The following is an 18110-nucleotide window of genomic DNA, read 5'->3' on the forward strand; positions in this document are numbered from 1 at the left end:
ACGTACCATGAGCAGGATTATCGGATTATCTGAAGACTTATGGCTTGATGGGGCCCACTCCCCGCCGACCGGCCGCGAGGAGCCCCATGCCCGACGCCCGCCCGCCCTCGGGCTCCCCCTGGCCACACCCGGACATACCCGGCCCCGGCACTCCCCGCGCCGCCGACCCGACACCGTGGCCCCCGCAAACCCCGGAGCACGAGCCCCGCCGGGCAGCAGGCCGGCACCCGAACCACGAAACCGAAGCCCGACCCCCGGCAGGCCGGCACCCCGCCCACCAGCCCGAAGCCCACCCGACAGCAGGCTGGCACCCGAACCACGAAACCGAGGCCCAGCCCCCGGCAGGCCGGCACCCCGCCCACCCTGCCGAGGCCCAGCCCCCGGCAGCCCGGCAGGCCGGCCACCGGGCCGGCGCCCCGTTCGCGGCAGGCCGGCCGGGGGCCCACCCGGCCGACGCCTCGCGCCGGGCAACCGGACATCCCGACCACCGCACACCGACTCCGCCGGCGGCAGCCCGGCAGGCCGGCCACGAACCCGAGGGCTCGCCCGCCGCAGCCTGGTCCGGCCGCGAGGCCGAGGCCGCGCAGGCCGCAGCCCGGCAGCCGGGCCACCACTCCGACGCCCCGCCCCCGTTGCCCCGGCAGCACGGCAACCGGTCCGGCCACCCGGCCGAAGCCCCGTCGGGCCGTCAGGCCTGGGTTCCCGCGGCTCGGTCCGGGGCGGCCGAAGCCCCGGAGACGGATGACCTACCCGCCGGCCGCAAGGCCGCGCGCCTGGCCCGCGAGGCCGAGCGCAGCGGCAACCGCGGCAGCCGCGGCAAGCGCGCCAAGGCCCCGTCCGCCCCGGAAGCCGGGCGCAACCACCGCCGCGCGGGCACAGGCGCACCCCCCACCGGAACCGCCACCCCGCCGGGAGGCAGAGGCACCCGTTGGGCCCGGCTCGTCAAGGTCGTCGCGTTCTGCGCGGCCACCGCCGCCGGCAGCATGCTCCTGCTCCGCGGGAACGAGGCCCTCGACCGCCTGGTCTCCCCCGTGACCCCCGACAGCAGGGCCACCGCCCCCGCGGCCCCCGCGGACGCGCCCGACCCCGGCCGGGTGCTCCAGATCATCGCGCATCCCGATGACGACCTTTACTTCATGAATCCGGACCTGCGCTATTCCATATCCGCCGGTCTCCCCGTCACCTCGGTCTACCTGACCTCCGGCGAAGCCGACGGCATCAACGCGGGCTCCGCCAAGCAGGCCACCACGACCCCCAACAAGCCCGCCTACGCCGAGGCCCGCCAGAACGGCATCCGCGCCGCCTACGCCAAGATGGCCACCGGCGACCGCGGCAGCGCCTGGAAGCGCAGCGTCGTCCCGACCAAGGGCGGCGGGCACGCCGAGGTCGACGTCCTCGTCGCCAAGCCCCAGGTCAACCTGGTCTGGCTACAGCTGCGCGAGGCCGGCAACGTCTACGCCGACGTCCCCGACAGCCTGCACGGCCTGTGGGACGGCAAGGTCCCCCGCCTGGAGTCGATGCTCGCCTCCGGGACCCCGGTCAAGCAGAAGTTCGCGTACACCAAGGACCAGGTCGTCCAGACCCTGGTCGGCATCCTGGAGGAGTACAAGCCGACCACCGTCCGCTCCCAGGACCCGACGCCCGGCCGGTACCCGGACACCAAGCGGTACACCGACCACCAGGACCACTTCTACGGCGCCCGGTTCGTGCAGCTGGCCACCGCCGCGTACGCGAAGGACGTCAAGGACCGCCCGCACTTCGCGGTGCAGAACTACCTCGGCTACTTCAACGGCTCCCTGCCCAGCGCCCTGGACCCGGACGAGGCCAAGGAGAAGCTGGACATCCTGGACACCTACGCCTGGCTCGACCAGCAGAACCACTGCGGCAGCGACGCCGGCTGCGGCGACCTCAAGGTCGCCGACCACCCGGCGGGCAACCACTGGTCGGACTCCATCAACTACGCCCGCGGCACCAGCACCTCCTGGCTGGCCTCCGACAAGGAGCACGGACTGTGGGCCTTCAAGGTGCTCGACGGCCAGGTCGCCGTCTGGCACCGGCCGGGCCTGATCGGCCGCTGGAGCGGCCCGGACCTGCTGCCCGGCACCGGCATGGACCCGGGTGTGTCCACGGTCACCCTGCAGGACGGCCGGATCGCCGCCTTCGGCACCCGGACCTCCTTCGGCGCGAAGCCCGCGGACTACCGGCGCGAGGTCGCCTACGCCGTCCAGAAGGCCCCCGGCTCCGAGGAGTTCGGCGAATGGCAGTCGCTGGGCACCCCCGAGACCGCGGACGAGAACTGGACCTCCGACATCAGCTCCCCCGCCGTCTCGGTCGACGGCACCGGGCAGCTGGCGGCGTACGTCCGCGACGGCGCGTACACCCTGCGCGGCCGGGTGCGGCAGGCGGACGGCAGCTGGGGCCCGTGGGACAAGTACGGCGGCTCCGACCTGCACGGCACCCCGGCCACCGGGACCGACGGCGCCGGCCGGCGGATGGTGTTCTCGGCCACCTCCAAGACGGTCGTGGGCTGGGTGCAGCCGAAGCCGGGCGCCCCGCTGGGCCCGGTCGCCGCCACCGGACTGCCGGACACCACGCTCCCGCTGACCGCGGAGGGCCGCGAGGGCGGGGTGCGGCTGTGGTTCCGCAAGCCGGGCTCCGGCAACGTCCGTACCGCCCTCATGACGGGTGACGGCGGACTGAAGGTGAACAATCTCACCGACCTCGGCGGCCTCAAGGGCTTCGGCTCGGTCACGGCGAGCGGGCACGTGCTGGCGGGCCGCGCGGCGGGCGGACAGCTGGGCTCGGACGTCGGCGGGGGCCGCCCCTGGGAGCGGTCGCCGCTGATGTTCGTCGGCGCCCCGTCCTCGACGATGACCGGAAAGAACCTGGTCAGCCTGGCCGTGGTGGGTCTGGACGCGCGGCTGTACGTGACCACCTCGGCGGACGCCCCGGACGCGTACCTGGCGCCGTGGCAGCCGGTGGGCCCGCACAACGCGACTCCGTAGCGGGTCCGCAGCGGGTCCGCAGCGGGTCCGCGGCGCGCCCGTACGGCTACGACCATACGGACATACATCCCGAAGTGTGGCGAATCCATAAAATCTACCGCTAACACCCCACACCCGTACGCCGGTTGATCCGGGGGCCGGACGAACAGCGTCCACATCTCGGTCACATATCCGGATCAAAATCTCCACAGGGCACAATCACGTCCGGTCGTTTCCGGAAAGCCACAGTCATCGCCGGAACCGGTGAACCAAGTTCGCCGGAATGGCCTCTCTCTGACTGCTCAGCGGTTTTCCTGCCGGACGATCGAACCCTAGGCGTGCCCGATGCCCTTGACCCGCCGCCGCTTCGCGGCTCTGCTCGGCGTGCTCACCGCCGGTTCCACCGGTGTGCTCGCGTTCGCCTCCGGCCAGCAGACCTCGGCCGAGGCCACCCAGGAGAAGACCGCCGTCGCCGCGCTGCCCGCGAGTCTCACCGCCGGATCGGTCGTCCAGGTCGTCGCGCACCCCGACGACGACCTGTTCTTCATGAACCCCGACCTCAGCCGCTCGCTGCTGTCCGGCGTCCCCGTCACCACCGCCTACCTGACCTCCGGCGAGGCCGACGGCCGCAACGAGGCGCACGGCGCGACCGTCCGCGACCCCGAGCAGCCCGCCGACCGCACCCACTACGCGGAGGCCCGGCAGAACGGCATACGCTCCGCCTACGCGCAGATGGCCACCGGCGACCGCACCAGCGCCTGGAAGCGCACCGTCATACCCACCGCGGGCGGCGGGCAGGCCGAGCTCGACATCCTGATAGCCAAGCCGCACGTCAACCTGGTGTGGTTCCAGCTCCGCGAGGCCCGCAGCACCGGCGCCGACACCCCCGACAGCCTGCGCGGCCTGTGGAACGGGCGGATACCCGCCCTCGGGGCCCAGCTGACCTCCGGCACCCCGGTCAGGCAGCGGTTCACGTACACGAAGGACCAGCTCGTCCAGTCGATAGCCGGGGTGCTGGCGCGCTACCGGCCGACGACGATACGGATGCAGGACCCGACACCGGGCCGGTACAGCGAGACCGGCCGGTTCACCGACCACCAGGACCACATGTACGGGGCGCGGTTCGTGCAGGCCGCCTCGGCCGCCTACGCCGCCCAGTACACGGACCGCCCGCGCTTCTCGGTCCAGAGCTACCTCGGCTACCACAACAGCGCCCTGCCGCACGCGCTGGACCCGCAGACGGCCGAGACGAAGACCGGCTTCCTGCGGACGTACGCCTGGCAGGACCACCAGGACTACTGCGGCTCCCCTTCGGGCTGCGGCGACCGCAAGGTCGCGGGCAACCCCACCGGGCGCAACTGGGCCCAGTCGATGCGCTACACCCGCGCCGACCACACGTCCTGGCTGGTCGAGGGCACGCCCGGCCGCCTCTGGGCCTTCGCCACGCTGGACGGGCAGACCGCCTTCTGGACGCGGAACCCCGGCGGCGAGTGGACGGGCCCCTCCCTCCTCCCGGGCACGGGCATCGACCCGGGCGCGACCACGGCCCGGCTGCCGGACGGGCGGATCGCGGTCCTCGCCACCCGCACCGTCTTCGGCACGGCGCGGCCCGAGGACTACCGGCGCGAGGTCGTGTACGCCGTCCAGTCCGCGCCCGACGGGCCGTTCGGGCCGTGGCAGTCGCTCGGCAGCCCCGAGCGCGCCGACGACGACGGCACCTCGGCGATCAGCGCTCCGGCCGCGGCCGTGGACGCGGACGGCCGGCTCACCGTCTACGTCCGCGACTCCCGCCGCACCCTGCGCGCCACCGCCCAGCAGCCGAACGGCGGGTTCTCCGCCTGGAGCCGGCTGGGCGGCGAGGACCTGCAGAGCGACCCGGTGACCGCGGTCGACTCCGCCGGGCGCCGTCACGTGTACGTCACCACCGTCACCTCGGTCCTGGCCTGGACCCAGGCCGCGCCCGGCGCCCCGCTGGCCGGACCGCAGCGGACGGGCCTGCCCGCCACGACGGTCCCGCTGTCGGCGGCCCCGGAGGGCGCGGGCGTCCGGCTGTACTTCCGCCGCCCGGACTCGGGCGTCGTCCGCTCCGCCCTGGTCACGGCGGGCCCGGGCAAGCTCCAGGTCTCCAGCGTCGCGGAGGCGGGCGGCCGGGCCGGATACGGCGCGGTCGGCGTCGCGGGCCGGCACATCACGGGCCGCGCGGACAGCGGGACCGTCGGTACGACGGGGCTGGGCGGCCCGCCCGCGTGGACGGAGTCGGGGATGCTGTACGCGGGCGCGCCGGCGGCCGTGGCCGAACCGGCGGGCGCGACCATGGCGGTGCTGGGCCTGGACGCACAGCTCCACACGACCACGGCGGCCACGGCACCCGGCGGGCCCACCTGGCGCCGCGCGGTGCGCTGACGCGGCAGGTGCGCTGAGCAGGAGGTGCGCTGAGCAGGAGGTGCGCTGAGCAGGAGGTGCGCTGAGCGCGACGTGCCGTGACGCGCGCGGTGCTAGCCGGCGACGGGGTACATCGACCCGCGCCGACCCTCCGGCGAGGTCAGCCACTCCAGCTTCTCCGCCGTCTCGGTGCCCGGCAGCGGGGTGTGGAGCACGATCACCAGGTCGGGGCGGGCCGGGACGCGCAGCTGCGTCGACTCCACGGACAGCCTGCCGACGACGGGGTGTTCCATCTGCTTCTCGAGCTGGCCGCCGGGCTCGACGTCCCGCCGCCCCCACAGCTCGGCGAACTCCGGGCTGAGCTCCCGCGCCTCCTCGACCACGGCCCCGAAGCCCTCGTCGTGGGGGTGGTCCGACCAGGCCGCCCGGAACTGGGCCACCACCTGGCAGGCGACCTCTTCCCAGTGCGTGGAGCGGGCCCGGTAGATGGGGTCGGTGAAGAAGGCGATCAGGCAGTTCTGCACGATCTCCGGACGCATCCCGAAGACCAGCGAGGCCGCGTCGTTGTACAACACCGTGTTCCAGTACCGGTCCATGATGTGCGCGGGGAACGGCATCCAGGCGTCGATCAGCCGGCGCAGCCCCTGGCACATGTCCCGGTCGGCGGGGGCGACCTGGAGGGCGGGCGGGTTGAGCCCGGCGAGGACGTACAGGTGCCGCAGTTCGGCGCTGGAGAGCTTCAGCACCCGGCCCACCGCGTCCAGTACCTGCGAGGACACCGTGATGTCGCGGCCCTGTTCCAGCCACTGGTACCAGGAGGCCCCCACTCCGGCGAGCACCGCGACCTCCTCGCGGCGCAGGCCCGGAGTACGGCGGCGGGCGCCGCCGTCCGGCAGGCCGGCCTCGGCGGGAGTGACCCGGGCCCGTCTGCTCATGAGGAACTCGCGCAGTTCGGCCCGGCGGTGCTGCTCGGACGCAGGCGTCACGAAATCCCCCTGTTCAGCTGCCTGGTGGTACCGCCAACAGGATAAGTTCCCACTCTCCACGGGCATTCCCGGGCCACGAGGGTGGTGGCCATGGCGATCAACACACAGACGACACCCGGCACCACCACGGACGGTGGGCGGCGCACCGCGGCACCGGATCCCGAGCGGCTCTCCGGCCGCGCCCGACTGGTCCTCTTCGTACTCTGCGCCGCCCAGTTCATGGTGGCGCTCGACTTCTCCGTACTCAACGTGGCCCTGCCGGTGCTCGGCGAGGACCTGGGGCTGAGCCGGTCCGCCCTGCAGTGGGCGGTCACCGCGTTCGCGCTGCCGTCCGGCGGCTTCCTGCTCCTCTTCGGGCGGATCGCCGACCTGTTCGGCCGCAAGAAACTGTTCCTGGCCGGCCTCGTCGTCTTCGGCGCGGCCTCGCTGCTCGCCACCCTCGCCTGGGACCCGGCGTCCTTCCTGACCGGGCGGGCCCTGCAGGGCCTGGGCGCGGCGGTCATCGTGCCGACCGGGATGTCCCTGCTGACCACGACGTTCCCCGAGGGCCCGCTGCGCGACAAGGCGCTCGGCATCTCCGGCACCCTGCTCTCTCTCGGCTTCACCGTCGGCATGCTGCTCGGCGGTGTCATGACCGACACCCTGGGCTGGCGCTCCACGATGGGCCTGCTCACGGTCGCCTCGGTGATCGTGCTGCTCCTCGCGCCCGGGCTGCTGCCGGAGTCCCGTACGCCCGAGCGGCCGCGGCTGGACGTGCCGGGCGCCGTCACGGTCACCGGCGGTCTGCTCTCGCTGATCTACTCCCTGTCGACGGCGGCGGAGCGCGGTTTCGGCGGTGTGGACGTGTGGGGCACGCTGGCCGTCGGACTCGCGCTGCTCACCGCGTTCGTGGTGGTGGAGTCGAAGTCCCCCGCTCCGCTGGTCTCGTTGCCGATGCTGAGGCGGCGTACGGTCGCCTGGGGCAATGTGGGCGGCCTGGTGACGTTCTCGATGATGTCCACGGTCATCTTCGTGCTGACGCTCTACCTCCAGGAGACGCTGGGGCTGTCGTCGTTCCGTACGGGGCTGGTGTTCGGCGTCCAGGGCGCGGCCTCGGTGGTGGCCGGTGCGTACGCCCCCCGGGTGATCAGCCGCTTCGGCGCCCGCCGCATCCTGGTCGCCTCGCTGGCCGGCCAGGGCCTGCTCACGGCCGTGCTGCTCGGCGCGGGCGCGCAGTCGGGCGCCCTGCTGGCGACCGTGGCCGTCTCCCTGGCCAGCATGTGCCACCTCGGCGCGATCATCTCGTACGGGCTGGTGGTGACGAGCGGCGTGCCCGACGAGGAGCAGGGCCTGGCGACCGGCCTGGTCACCACCACCCAGCAGGTCGGCCTGACCATCGGCATCCCGCTCCTGGGTGTCCTGGCCACGACCCGGACGGCGCTGCTCGACGGGGTCCGCACGGTCCTGGTGATCGACACGGCGATCCTGCTCGCGGCGGCCCTCCTGGTGGCGGTCGGTCTGGGCCGCCTCGGGAGGCGGCCGCGCCGGGGCGTCGCCCCGTAGCCGGCGGCCCTCACCCCCGCGACGGCGCCGAGGGGCGCGGGGCCGACACGGCGTCGCGCAGCCCGGCCGTGAGGGTGTCGGCGCGGCGTCGCTGCTGTGCGGCGTCCGCCGCGGTGTGGTGGAACTCGATGCTCAGGCGGCCGGCGAAGGTGCTGAGGATGCAGGCGCCGCCGCCCGGCTGCTGCGGCGGAGGCGGCGCGTCCGGGCGGGACGCCGGGACGACGGCCGAGCGGAAGTCGGTGATCCGCAGGCCTTCCGGTGCGCGCGGCGCCGGCACCCGGCCCCAGTTGGTGACGATCAGCAGTCCCGGGGGCGGCGGTGTGGCGCGCGGCGCGGTCCCCCGGGGGATGTGCAGCGGCGACTGCTGCACGGTTCCGTCGGCGATGGCCTGCGCCAGCGAGGCGCAGATGCCGCGGGCCAGCTCGACGAGCGAGGTCGGCTCCTGCGCCGGCCGGTAGACGGCGGCCCCGAGCAGGTTGGTTCCGTCGGTCGTACCGACGGTCGGGGTGATCCGGGTGCGCAGGTCGACCGGGTAGACGTAGGTCATCTCGGCCGGCGGGAGTCCGCGGATCTCGGCGTCGCCCAGCAGGATCGCGGCTGAGACCAGCCCGTTGACCGTGACGCCCTCCCGGTGCCCGAGCGCGACGAGCGCCGCGGTCTCGGCGACGGACAGGCGGCGCCGCGTGACCAGCAGCGGGAGGTGCACGGCGGCGGCGTCCGCCGGCGCTTCGACGACGGCCGGTTCGCCATCGGCCCCGGGCCCCGCCGTCGGCACCGCAGGCCCGCTCTTCTCGATGCCGCGTTCGGCGAGCAGCTGCTCGACCGGCACCGGGTACGGGCGTACCGCGCGCTCGGGCGGAATCCCGTTCACCACATCGGTGTAGCAGGACCACAGTTCGGCGAGGACGGCCAGCGAGTGGTGGGCGTCCGCGATGGCGTGATGGGTGAACAGCGCCACGCTCGCGGTCTCGCCGGCGCGGACGACGGACACGTGGCTGAGGACGGCGCCCTGGTCGAACTGCTGCTCGTGGACCAGCCGTTCGGGATCCCCGTCCACCACGGAGATCGCCGGTACGCACCCCGGCGCGGCGGCGACGAGATCGAACCCGCCGTCGTCCCCCGGCTCCAACCGCGCCCCGAGCACCGGAAAGGCCCGCACCACTGCTTCGTAGGCGACGCCGAGCGCCACCGTATCCAGCCCGCCGGACACCCGGACGGCATAGCCCATGTACACCCCGGCACCCGCGAACGTCACCTCGCTCGGCGCCAACGGCCGCACGACAGCAGACCCGTTCATGTGGCTCCCCTTCTCCCGCACCCACGCCGAGGCAACCGGCAACCCCGGCCCCGGGACCACCCTGCACGCCCCGGGTCGCGTTTCACCGGTGCCCCACTCCCGCCCACCTCCGAACACGCCTCCGGGCCGACGGCTGAGCGCCGCCGGCCCGGAGGGTCGTGTGACTCGGATACTGCCGCTGAGCCGCGGCTACAGCACGGGAAGGTTCTTGCGGAGTTCGAAGGCCGTTACCTCCGAGCGGTATTCCTCCCACTCCTGCTTCTTGTTGCGCAGGAAGAAGTCGAAGACGTGTTCGCCGAGGGTTTCGGCGACCAGTTCGCTGCGTTCCATCAGGGCGATGGCCTCGCCGAGGTTCTGCGGGAGGGGTTCGATGCCCATCGCTCGGCGTTCGGCGTCGGAGAGGGCCCAGACGTCGTCGTCGGCGCCGGCCGGGAGTTCGTAGCCCTCCTCGATGCCCTTCAGGCCGGCGGCCAGGAGGACGGCGTACGTGAGGTAGGGGTTGGCGCCCGAGTCGATCGAGCGGACCTCGACGCGGGAGGAGCCCGTCTTGCCCGGCTTGTACATCGGGACGCGGATCAGGGCCGAGCGGTTGTTGTGGCCCCAGCAGATGTACGAGGGGGCTTCGCCGCCCGAGCCTGCCGTGCGGGAGGAGCCGCCCCAGATGCGCTTGTAGGAGTTGACCCACTGGTTGGTGACGGCGGCCGTCTCGGCGGCGTGGCGCAGCAGGCCCGCGATGAAGGAGCGGCCCACCTTCGAGAGCTGGTACTCGGCGCCCGACTCGTAGAAGGCGTTGCGGTCGCCCTCGAAGAGGGAGAGGTGGGTGTGCATGCCCGAGCCCGGGTACTCCGAGAAGGGCTTGGGCATGAACGTGGCCTGGACGCCCTGTTCGAGGGCGACCTGCTTCATGACGAGGCGGAAGGTCATGATGTTGTCGGCCGTGGAGAGGGCGTCGGCGTAGCGGAGGTCGATCTCCTGCTGGCCCGGGGCGCCCTCGTGGTGGCTGAACTCGACCGAGATGCCCATGGATTCGAGCATGGTGATCGCCTGGCGGCGGAAGTCCATGCCCACGTTCTGCGGGGTGTGGTCGAAGTAGCCGGAGTTGTCGGCGGGGACCGGGCGGGTGCCGTCCAGCGGCTTGTCCTTCAGCAGGAAGAACTCGATCTCGGGGTGGGTGTAGAAGGTGAAGCCCAGGTCCGAGGTCTTGGCCAGGATGCGCTTGAGGACGTAGCGCGGGTCCGCGAAGGACGGGGAGCCGTCCGGCATCAGGATGTCGCAGAACATCCGGGCGGTCCCGGGGGCCTCCGCGCGCCACGGCAGTATCTGGAACGTGCTCGGGTCCGGCTTGGCGATCATGTCGGACTCGTAGACCCGCGCGAAGCCCTCGATCGCGGAGCCGTCGAAGCCGATGCCCTCGTCGAAGGCCTGCTCCAGCTCCGCGGGGGCGACCGCGACGGACTTCAGGAAGCCCAGTACGTCGGTGAACCACAGGCGCACGAAGCGGATGTCTCGCTCCTCAAGCGTCCGGAGGACGAATTCCTGCTGCTTGTCCATGCCTTCATCCTCGCAGTTCAGACGGCCTGTGCACCACCACCGCCGAGCCGTGGGCGCAGTCGGGCCGGCCCAGTATCGCCAGCGGTGGTTTCCGCCACATTACGCACCCGGCACAGCTCGCGGCACCCCCGCACTGACCATGGACCCGTCATGAGCATTACCATCTGCGCCCATGGGGGGCCGGCAGCACACGCGAGGGGGGCGTTACACACGCCCCGGCCTTCCGCGCGCCGTCCTGAGGGCGGCCTTCGGCGCGCTCGCGGGTGTGCTCGCGTGCGTGGTCTTCGGGGTGCTGCTGTTCTGCGCGCGGCCCGGTGAGTCCCCCGCCCCGGTCGATGTCCAAGGACAAGGGCAAGGACAAGGGCTAGGCCAAGGTCAAGGCCAAGGGCAAGGTCAGCAGGTTCAGGGGCACCTCGCCGCGCGCTCCGTCTGCGTGTCCCCGTACGACCTCCCCGGCTGCTCGGCCCTCGCGCACGTGACGCCGGGGCTGCTGCCCGTGCCGCCGCCCGCCGTGACCGTGGCCGGCGGGAGTCCGCCGGCGGTGGCCCCGGCCGGCGGGCCGGGCCGGATCCGGGCTCCCCTCGCGCTCGCGCGCGCTCCCGACCTGCATGCGCTCCAGGTGCTGCGGACCTGACGGGTCCGGTTTCGCGTCCATCCACCCCCCTCTGAAGAAGGAACCAGGGCACCATGGCCAGCAAGTCCGGAAAGACCACAGACCAGCACTCCCGCCAGGCGCGCATAGCCGAGATGCGCCGGGCCGAAAAGGCGCGCGACCGGCGCAACAAGGCCATCGCGATCACGACCTCCTCGGTCATCGTCGTCGGCCTGGTCGGTTTCGGCGCCTGGGTGCTGATCGGCCAGAAGCAGGAAGAGCAGCGCAAGAAGGACGCCGTCGAACTGGCCCGCAAGACGCCGGTCGACAGCGAGCAGACCTGGGACGCGAAGAACCTCGGCCGCAACCACGTCGAGACTCCCGTGAAGTACGAGATGAACCCGCCGGTCGGCGGTGACCACCACCCCCGCTGGATGAACTGCAACGGCGACGTCTACAAGAGCCCGGTGCCCGAGGTGAACGCCGTGCACTCGCTGGAGCACGGTGCGGTCTGGGTGACGTACAACGAGAAGGCCGCCCAGAGCGACGTGGACAAGCTCGCCAAGACGGTGGGCAGCCTTCCGTACACGCTGATGAGCCCGGTCAAGGAGCAGGCCGGCGCGATCATGCTCAGCGCCTGGGGCAAGCAGCTGACGGTCGAGAAGGCTGACGACCCGCGCGTGGCGCAGTTCTTCACGAAGTACGTGCAGGGCCAGCAGACCCCGGAGCCGGGCGCGTCCTGCACCAGCGGCGTGGCCGCCCAGTGAGCCTGCCGTCCGGCGACGACGGCCCCGCCGTCCGCCGCACGCCCCGTACGTACTGGGTCGCGGGCACGGCCGTGCTGCTGGCGCTGCTCTTCGCGGCGGCGGCCACGGTCACCGCCGCGTCCGGTGACACGGGCGGCTCCGGGGCGCAGGCCCGCACACCGGCGTTGCACTCGCCGGACGCGGGCTTCGCCCGGGACATGGCGGTGCACCACCAGCAGGCGGTGGAGATGTCGTTCATCGTCCGGGACCGCACGCAGGACGAGGCGGTGCACAGCCTGGCCTACGACATCGCCAACACCCAGGCCAACCAGCGCGGCATGCTGCTCGGCTGGCTGGACCTGTGGGGGCTGCCGAAGGTGGTGGCGGGCGAGCCGCCCATGTCCTGGATGGGGACGTCGGGGACGTCGGGGACGTCGGGGACGTCGGGGACGTCGGAGACCGGCGGGCACGCCGGTCACGGCGGCGGGCACGCCGCCAAGCCCGGTGCGCTGATGCCCGGCATGGCCACCAAGGAGGAGATCGCCCGGCTGGACGCGGCCTCCGGCCGGGACGCCGAGGTGCTCTACCTCCAGCTGATGACCGACCACCACAAGGGCGGCGTCGCGATGGCCGAGGGCTGCGCGCAGCAGTGCCAGACCCCGGTCGAGCGGGAGCTGGCGCAGGGCATGGTCGACGCGCAGCGCTCGGAGCTCACCCTGATGGCGAACATGCTCGGACAGCGCGGGGCTGCGCCGCGCGGGTGACGGGACACGCCCGTACGGTGGTGGGAGGGCGCCTCCCAGCCGTACGGGCGTGCACTCCGCGTTGCACGTCCCCCTTCCCCCGTACCGGCCGGGGGACGCCGCGGCGGCCGCGTCCGCGTCCCGCCGCACGACGGCGCTCAGGAGGTTGACGCGATGACCACCGCCGGAGAGATCATGCACGCCGGGGCCCAGTGGATCCCCGCCACCGAAACCCTGGACCGGGCCGCGCAGCTGATGGCCCGCCTGAACGTGGGCGCGCTGCCCATCAGCGACACGTCGGAACGGCTCTGCGGCATCCTGACCGACCGCGACATCGTGGTCGGCTGCGTGGCCAAGGGCCACGACCCGGCGAAGGTGACGGCCGGTGACATGGCACAGGGCACACCGCGCTGGATCGACGCCGGAGCGGACGTGTCGGAGGTGCTCGAGGAGATGCAGAGCCACCAGATCAAGCGGCTGCCCGTGATCCGCGACAAGAAGCTCGTCGGCATGATCAGCGAGGCCGACCTGGCCAAGCACCTCACGGAGGACCAGATCGCAGGCTGGGCCGAGAAGGTCTACGCGCGGTCCTGACGCCGCGCGGTGTGCAGGACCGCCCGGGCCACCTCGTCCGGGCGGTCCAGCATGACCAGGTGCCCGGCGGGCTCGGCGACCTCGAAGCGGGCCCCGAGCCGGTCGGCGAGGTCCGCCTGCCGGGCCAGCCAGCGCAGGGCGCCACGGCCCCCGGAGCCGTCGTGGCCCGCCAGTACGGTGGCCGGTGCAGTCAGCGGACGCGTCCCGCGCAGCGCCAGGACCTCGGCCGCCGCGTCCGGGTAGCCCGCGTTCTCCAGCAGGGCCCCGCGCCAGACGCGGCCGGTGCGGTAGCAGCGGCGTACGAGGTCCCGCGCGGCCGGATCACCGCCGCCGGTACGGGAGGCCCGTACGGTCGCCCGCCGGGCCGCGGGTCCCAGCGCGGCGGGCAGTCCGGCGGCGGTCACGGCCCGGCCGAGCGCGCGGGCGGCGGCGGTGCGCAGCGGCTGGGGCAGCAGCGCACGGGGGGCCTCCTCCACGCTGGAGTCGACCAGCACCAGGGCTGCGGTGCGCTCCGGGTGGAGGCGGGCGAAGGCCTCGGCGTGGAATCCGGCGATCGAGTGCCCGGCGACGGTGACGGGGCCGGTGAGGCGCAGCGCGTCCAGCAGCCCGGCGATCCGGTGGGCCTCCCCGGCCGCGGTCGCCGGAGCGCCGGCCGGGCCGCTGAGGCCGTGCCCGGGGCGGTCGAAGCGGACGACGGTGCGGCCGCCGGCCACGAGCAGTGCGGAGACGGCGTCCCAGTCGAACCAGGCCATGGCGAGCCCGGCGCTGAGCACGGCCACCGGCCCCTCGCCTTCGACGACGACGTGCAGCGGGACCCCGTCCACGTCCACGCGCACGAACCGGCTCCGGTACCCCGGGCCCCCGTATCCCGCGTACCCGTATCCCGCGTCCCGGTGCCCCGCGTTCTTGTACGGCGCGTTCATGTACGGCGCTCCCGGTGGACCGAGTACGCGAGCAGGCCCAGCCAGAGCGCCACGAACAGCACCTGGAGGCGCTGCCCGGCGCCCAGCGCCCAGGTGCCGCGCCCGGCGGTGAACATCGCGATGGCCGACAGGGTCCAGGCGGTGGCGAGCAGTTCGAGCACGACGAGCACGGGCCCGTAGCGGGCGAGCGGGGCGAAGCAGCCGTAGCGGCGGGCGGCGATGGTGAGGGCCACGATCCCGACGAGGGCTCCGGTCATGGCCAGGCTGCTGCTGACGGCGTGGGCCTGATGGGTGGCGGGGACGAGTCCGGCGGTCTCCCGCGCGGCGCACTCGGGGTCCACGGTGGGCGCGCAGCTCAGCGGCAGCCAGGCGTCGGCGGCGGTGGCCGCGCCGAACAGGGTGACCCCGGCCCAGCCGGCCACCGTCCACGGACGGCGAGATTCCGCGTGCCGTGCCAGCCGGAGCAGCGCCAGCAGTCCGCCGAGGAAGACGAGCACTCCGGCGGTGAAGTCGGTGGCCCGGAACAGGCCGCCGAGCGGCTGGTCCTGGGCGGCCAGCTCGCTCACATAGGTTTCGATGGGGTTGAGGCCCGTGGAGAGGACGACTTCGAGCACCCACGCGGTGTAGGCGGCGGCGCCCAGACCTATGAGGGCGGCAACGGGCAGGGCCGTCCGAGGCGGGCGCGAAGAGAGGCCATGTATGGACATAGTGTGACTAATCCTATGCAACGTGGCGTCGGTCCTCAGATCGGATACCTGCCCCGGGTAACGTCCGGGCTTGACGTGCAGTTCCCGGCGAGCCGCCGCGCCGCTCGGGGGCGCGGCAAACCCGACCCGTGAGGTGCTTCGATGCGCTCTCTTCCCACCCGTCGCGCCGTGCTCGGCGCCGCCGCCGCCGTCGCCGTGACGGGTGCCGGATCGGGTCTGCTCGCCGCCTGCGCCCGCCCTCCCCGGCCGGGCTCCGGACCGGACTCCGGGCAGGGCCCCCACGGGTCCATGCACCACGGCGGCCCGGCCGCCGACGGGCCCGAGGGGTACGTGGACCCGGCCGGTCCGGAGGTCAAGGCCGCCGAGGCCACCCGCAAGGCCACCGGGCCGGTCACCGAGGTCAGGCTCACTGCGACCGCCACCCCGCTCGACCTCGGCGGCGGGCACACGGTCCGCTCCTGGGCGTACGGGGACCGGCTGCCGGGCCGGGAGGTACGGGTGACCGCGGGCGGCACCCTCGCCCTGACCCTCGCCAACAACCTGCCCGAGCCGACTTCCCTGCACTGGCACGGCCTCGCGCTGCGCAACGACATGGACGGGGTGCCCGGGCTGACCCAGCGGGACATCGCCCCGGGCGGCTCGTTCGCCTACCGGTTCGCCGTGACCGAGCCGGGGACGTACTGGTTCCACCCGCACACCGGGGTCCAGCAGGACCGCGGCCTGTACGCCCCGCTCATCGTCGAGGACCCGAAGGAGCCCCTCGCCTACGACAAGGAGTGGGTGGTGGTGCTGGACGACTGGATCGACGGGGTCGACGGCGCGACCCCGGACGCCGTGCTCGCCGAACTCCGCAAGGGACAGAACGGCTCCGCCCATGCCGCGCACCGCGGGCCGGCCCCCACCGGCGGGCCCTCGAGGCTCCTGGTGGGCGCGGACAGCGACGTCCTCGGCAAGGAGGCGGGCGACGTCGACTACCCGCACTACCTGATCAACGGAAAGGTCCCGGAGGACCCGTCGGTCTTCACCGCCCGTCCCGGCGACCGGATCCGGCTGCGCCTGATCAACGCGGGCGGGGACACCGCCTTCCGGATCGCGCTCGGCGACCACGAACTGACGGTCACCCACACGGACGGCTTCCCCGTGGAGCACGCGAAGACCGGCGCGCTGCTGCTGGGGATGGGCGAGCGGTACGACGTCCTGGTCACCGCGAAGGACGGGGTGTTCCCGCTGACCGCGCTGGCCGAGGGCAAGGGCCGGTCGGCGCTCGCGGTGCTGCGCACGGGTGCGGGGACGGCGCCCACGGCCGCCACCCGGCCGGCCGAGCTGGACGGGCGCCCGCTGACGGCGGAGGTGCTCAGGCCGGCGGAGTCCGCGGCACTGGCCCCGCGCGAGCCGGACCGGACGGTGCAGATCAGGCTGACAGGGTCGATGTCGCGCTACAACTGGGCCTTCGACGGCAAGCCGTACACACCGGACCAGCGGCATCCGGTGAAGGCGGGCGAACGGGTCCGGCTGGACTTCCGCAACGCGACGCCGATGTGGCATCCGGTACACCTGCACGGGCACACGTTCGCGCTGGCCGGCGAGGCGGGCGGGGCCCGGAAGGACACCGCGATCCTGCTGCCGGGCGGCAGGCTGACGGCCGAGTTCGACGCGGACAATCCGGGGCTGTGGATGACGCACTGCCACAACGTCTACCACTCGGAGTCCGGGATGATGACGGTGATCGGCTACCAGCTCTAGGGGTGTCTGACGGATGCCCGTGGGGAAGGATTGGCGTCCGGTGCGTGCTCTCGGCGTGCCGGCCGGAAGCCTGCGTGCTGGGCGTACCCGGGCTTCCGGCCGGTGCGGCGAGAGTGCGTGCCAGGCGTCGCAGGGCCGCCCTCCGGGCGACGACGGGAGTTTGACGACAGGCCCTAGTGTTCTGAATCTGGAATTCTGTTCAGATGTAGGCTTTTCGGTATGGCGATGGGGAGGCCGAAGGCCGAGTTGGTGCTCACGGATGAGGAGCGGGCCGCGCTCGAGGGCTGGGTGCGGCGCCGCTCGACACCGCAGGCCTGGGCCTTGCGTTGCCGGATCATCCTGGCCAGTGCCGAAGGTGCGACGAACAAGGACGTCGCGGCCTTGGTCGGTTCCACACCTCAGGCGGTGGGTCGGTGGCGAGCCCGGTTCGTGCAGTACCGCATCACGGGCCTGGGGGACATGCCACGGTCGGGCGGCCCGAGGACGGTGACGGACGAGCAGGTCGCCGCCCTCGTCACCAAGACGCTGGAGTCGACGCCGAAGGGCGCGACGCACTGGTCCACGCGGTCGATGGCCAAAGAGACCGGCCTGTCGCAGTCGACGGTGTCCCGTATCTGGCGGGCGTTCGGTCTGCAGCCGCACCGGTCCGAGACGTTCAAGCTGTCCACGGACCCGTACTTCGTCGACAAGGTCCACGATGTCGTCGGCCTCTACCTGGACCCGCCGGAGCGGGCCCTGGTTTTCTGCGTGGACGAGAAGTCGCAGATCCAGGCCCTGGACCGGTCCCAGCCGGTGCTGCCGATGATGCCGGCGGTGCCCGAGCGGCGGACGGCCGACTACGTCCGGCACGGCACCACCACGCTCTTTGCCGCACTCGAAGTCGCCACCGGCAAGGTCATCGGATCCCTGCACCGCCGCCACCGGGCCGAGGAGTTCAAGAAGTTCCTGGTCAAGCTCGACAAGGAAATGCCGGCCGGCCTCGAGATCCACCTCGTGCTGGACAACTACGCCACCCACAAGACCCCGGACATCAAGAAGTGGCTGCTGGCGCACCCCCGCTTCCACCTGCACTTCACGCCCACCGGATCCTCCTGGCTGAACCTGGTGGAGCGGTGGTTCGCCGAGTTGACCACCAAGCGGATACGGCGAGGTGTCCACAAGTCCGTGCAGGCCCTGGAGAAGGACATCCGGGACTGGATCGCCACCTGGAACAGCGACCCGAAGCCCTACGCCTGGACCAAGACCGCGGACGACATCCTCGAACGACTCGCCAGCTATCTGAACAGAATTCCAGACTCAGGACACTAGGGGCACGGAAAA

The 18110-nt window shown here is 72.8% G+C and carries 14 protein-coding genes; 9 read left to right on the plus strand and 5 right to left on the minus strand.

All coding sequences use genetic code 11. The features are described 5' to 3' along the window. Positions 1 to 86 precede the first annotated feature (86 nt). Together ACTVZO_RS12890 and ACTVZO_RS12895 are read left to right on the plus strand one after the other, a co-directional pair. A complete protein-coding gene (locus tag ACTVZO_RS12890; protein ID WP_443298503.1) occupies positions 87 to 3005 on the plus strand; it encodes a PIG-L family deacetylase in 2919 nt (972 codons plus the stop codon). Between the two features lie 324 nt (positions 3006 to 3329). Continuing rightward, complete coding sequence (locus tag ACTVZO_RS12895) at positions 3330 to 5387, plus strand: PIG-L family deacetylase (RefSeq protein WP_443298504.1); 2058 nt, start codon at positions 3330 to 3332, stop codon at positions 5385 to 5387. 92 nt (positions 5388 to 5479) lie between these two features. Here the strand turns inward: ACTVZO_RS12895 and ACTVZO_RS12900 are convergent, their stop codons facing one another. Further along, positions 5480 to 6301, minus strand: coding sequence for a helix-turn-helix transcriptional regulator (locus ACTVZO_RS12900; RefSeq protein ID WP_443303151.1), 822 nt, complete (start codon positions 6299 to 6301; stop codon positions 5480 to 5482). Positions 6302 to 6442: 141 nt separating this feature from the next. Between ACTVZO_RS12900 and ACTVZO_RS12905 the strand changes: the two genes are divergently transcribed. Then, the gene (locus ACTVZO_RS12905) at positions 6443 to 7894 is read left to right on the plus strand and encodes an MFS transporter (RefSeq protein WP_443298505.1); all 1452 of its coding nucleotides are present in this window, start codon (positions 6443 to 6445) and stop codon (positions 7892 to 7894) included. Between the two features lie 10 nt (positions 7895 to 7904). On the opposite strand, the gene ACTVZO_RS12910 is transcribed toward ACTVZO_RS12905, so the two are convergent. Then, a complete protein-coding gene (locus ACTVZO_RS12910) occupies positions 7905 to 9191 on the minus strand; it encodes a phthiocerol/phthiodiolone dimycocerosyl transferase family protein (RefSeq protein ID WP_443298506.1) in 1287 nt (428 codons plus the stop codon). A 189-nt stretch (positions 9192 to 9380) separates the two neighbouring features. After that, the gene (locus ACTVZO_RS12915) at positions 9381 to 10742 is read right to left on the minus strand and encodes a glutamine synthetase family protein (RefSeq protein ID WP_365917224.1); all 1362 of its coding nucleotides are present in this window, start codon (positions 10740 to 10742) and stop codon (positions 9381 to 9383) included. 433 nt (positions 10743 to 11175) lie between these two features. On the opposite strand from ACTVZO_RS12915, the gene ACTVZO_RS12920 reads away from it, so the two are divergent. The 4 genes from ACTVZO_RS12920 to ACTVZO_RS12935 all read left to right on the plus strand — a co-directional run bounded on the left by ACTVZO_RS12920 (position 11176) and on the right by ACTVZO_RS12935 (position 13417). Further along, on the plus strand, positions 11176 to 11376 hold the full coding sequence (locus ACTVZO_RS12920) for a hypothetical protein (protein WP_443298507.1): 201 nt from the start codon (positions 11176 to 11178) through the stop codon (positions 11374 to 11376). Positions 11377 to 11429: 53 nt separating this feature from the next. After that, positions 11430 to 12101 (plus strand): DUF3105 domain-containing protein, encoded by a 672-nt coding sequence (locus ACTVZO_RS12925; protein WP_443298508.1) that lies wholly within the window; start codon positions 11430 to 11432, stop codon positions 12099 to 12101. Next, positions 12098 to 12844: a DUF305 domain-containing protein gene (locus tag ACTVZO_RS12930; RefSeq protein ID WP_443298509.1), complete on the plus strand. Its 747-nt coding sequence runs from the start codon at positions 12098 to 12100 to the stop codon at positions 12842 to 12844. The genes ACTVZO_RS12925 and ACTVZO_RS12930 overlap by 4 nt, the downstream gene beginning before the upstream one ends. Positions 12845 to 12997: 153 nt before the next feature. Further along, positions 12998 to 13417, plus strand: a complete 420-nt coding sequence (locus ACTVZO_RS12935; RefSeq protein ID WP_443298510.1) for a CBS domain-containing protein — start codon at positions 12998 to 13000, stop codon at positions 13415 to 13417. On the opposite strand, the gene ACTVZO_RS12940 is transcribed toward ACTVZO_RS12935, so the two are convergent. Next, complete coding sequence (locus ACTVZO_RS12940; RefSeq protein WP_443298511.1) at positions 13402 to 14340, minus strand: alpha/beta fold hydrolase; 939 nt, start codon at positions 14338 to 14340, stop codon at positions 13402 to 13404. The genes ACTVZO_RS12935 and ACTVZO_RS12940 overlap by 16 nt on opposite strands. Further along, positions 14337 to 15047, minus strand: a complete 711-nt coding sequence (locus ACTVZO_RS12945) for a DUF998 domain-containing protein (RefSeq protein WP_443298512.1) — start codon at positions 15045 to 15047, stop codon at positions 14337 to 14339. The genes ACTVZO_RS12940 and ACTVZO_RS12945 overlap by 4 nt, the downstream gene beginning before the upstream one ends. A gap of 141 nt (positions 15048 to 15188) precedes the next feature. Between ACTVZO_RS12945 and ACTVZO_RS12950 the strand changes: the two genes are divergently transcribed. Together ACTVZO_RS12950 and ACTVZO_RS12955 are read left to right on the plus strand one after the other, a co-directional pair. Next, positions 15189 to 16790 (plus strand): multicopper oxidase family protein, encoded by a 1602-nt coding sequence (locus tag ACTVZO_RS12950; protein WP_443298513.1) that lies wholly within the window; start codon positions 15189 to 15191, stop codon positions 16788 to 16790. 225 nt (positions 16791 to 17015) lie between these two features. After that, positions 17016 to 18098 (plus strand): IS630 family transposase, encoded by a 1083-nt coding sequence (locus ACTVZO_RS12955; protein WP_443303152.1) that lies wholly within the window; start codon positions 17016 to 17018, stop codon positions 18096 to 18098. The last annotated feature ends 12 nt before the right edge of the window (positions 18099 to 18110 follow it).

Origin of the sequence: Streptomyces sp. IBSNAI002, assembly GCF_052244475.1 — a bacterium.
Lineage (GTDB): Bacteria > Actinomycetota > Actinomycetes > Streptomycetales > Streptomycetaceae > Streptomyces.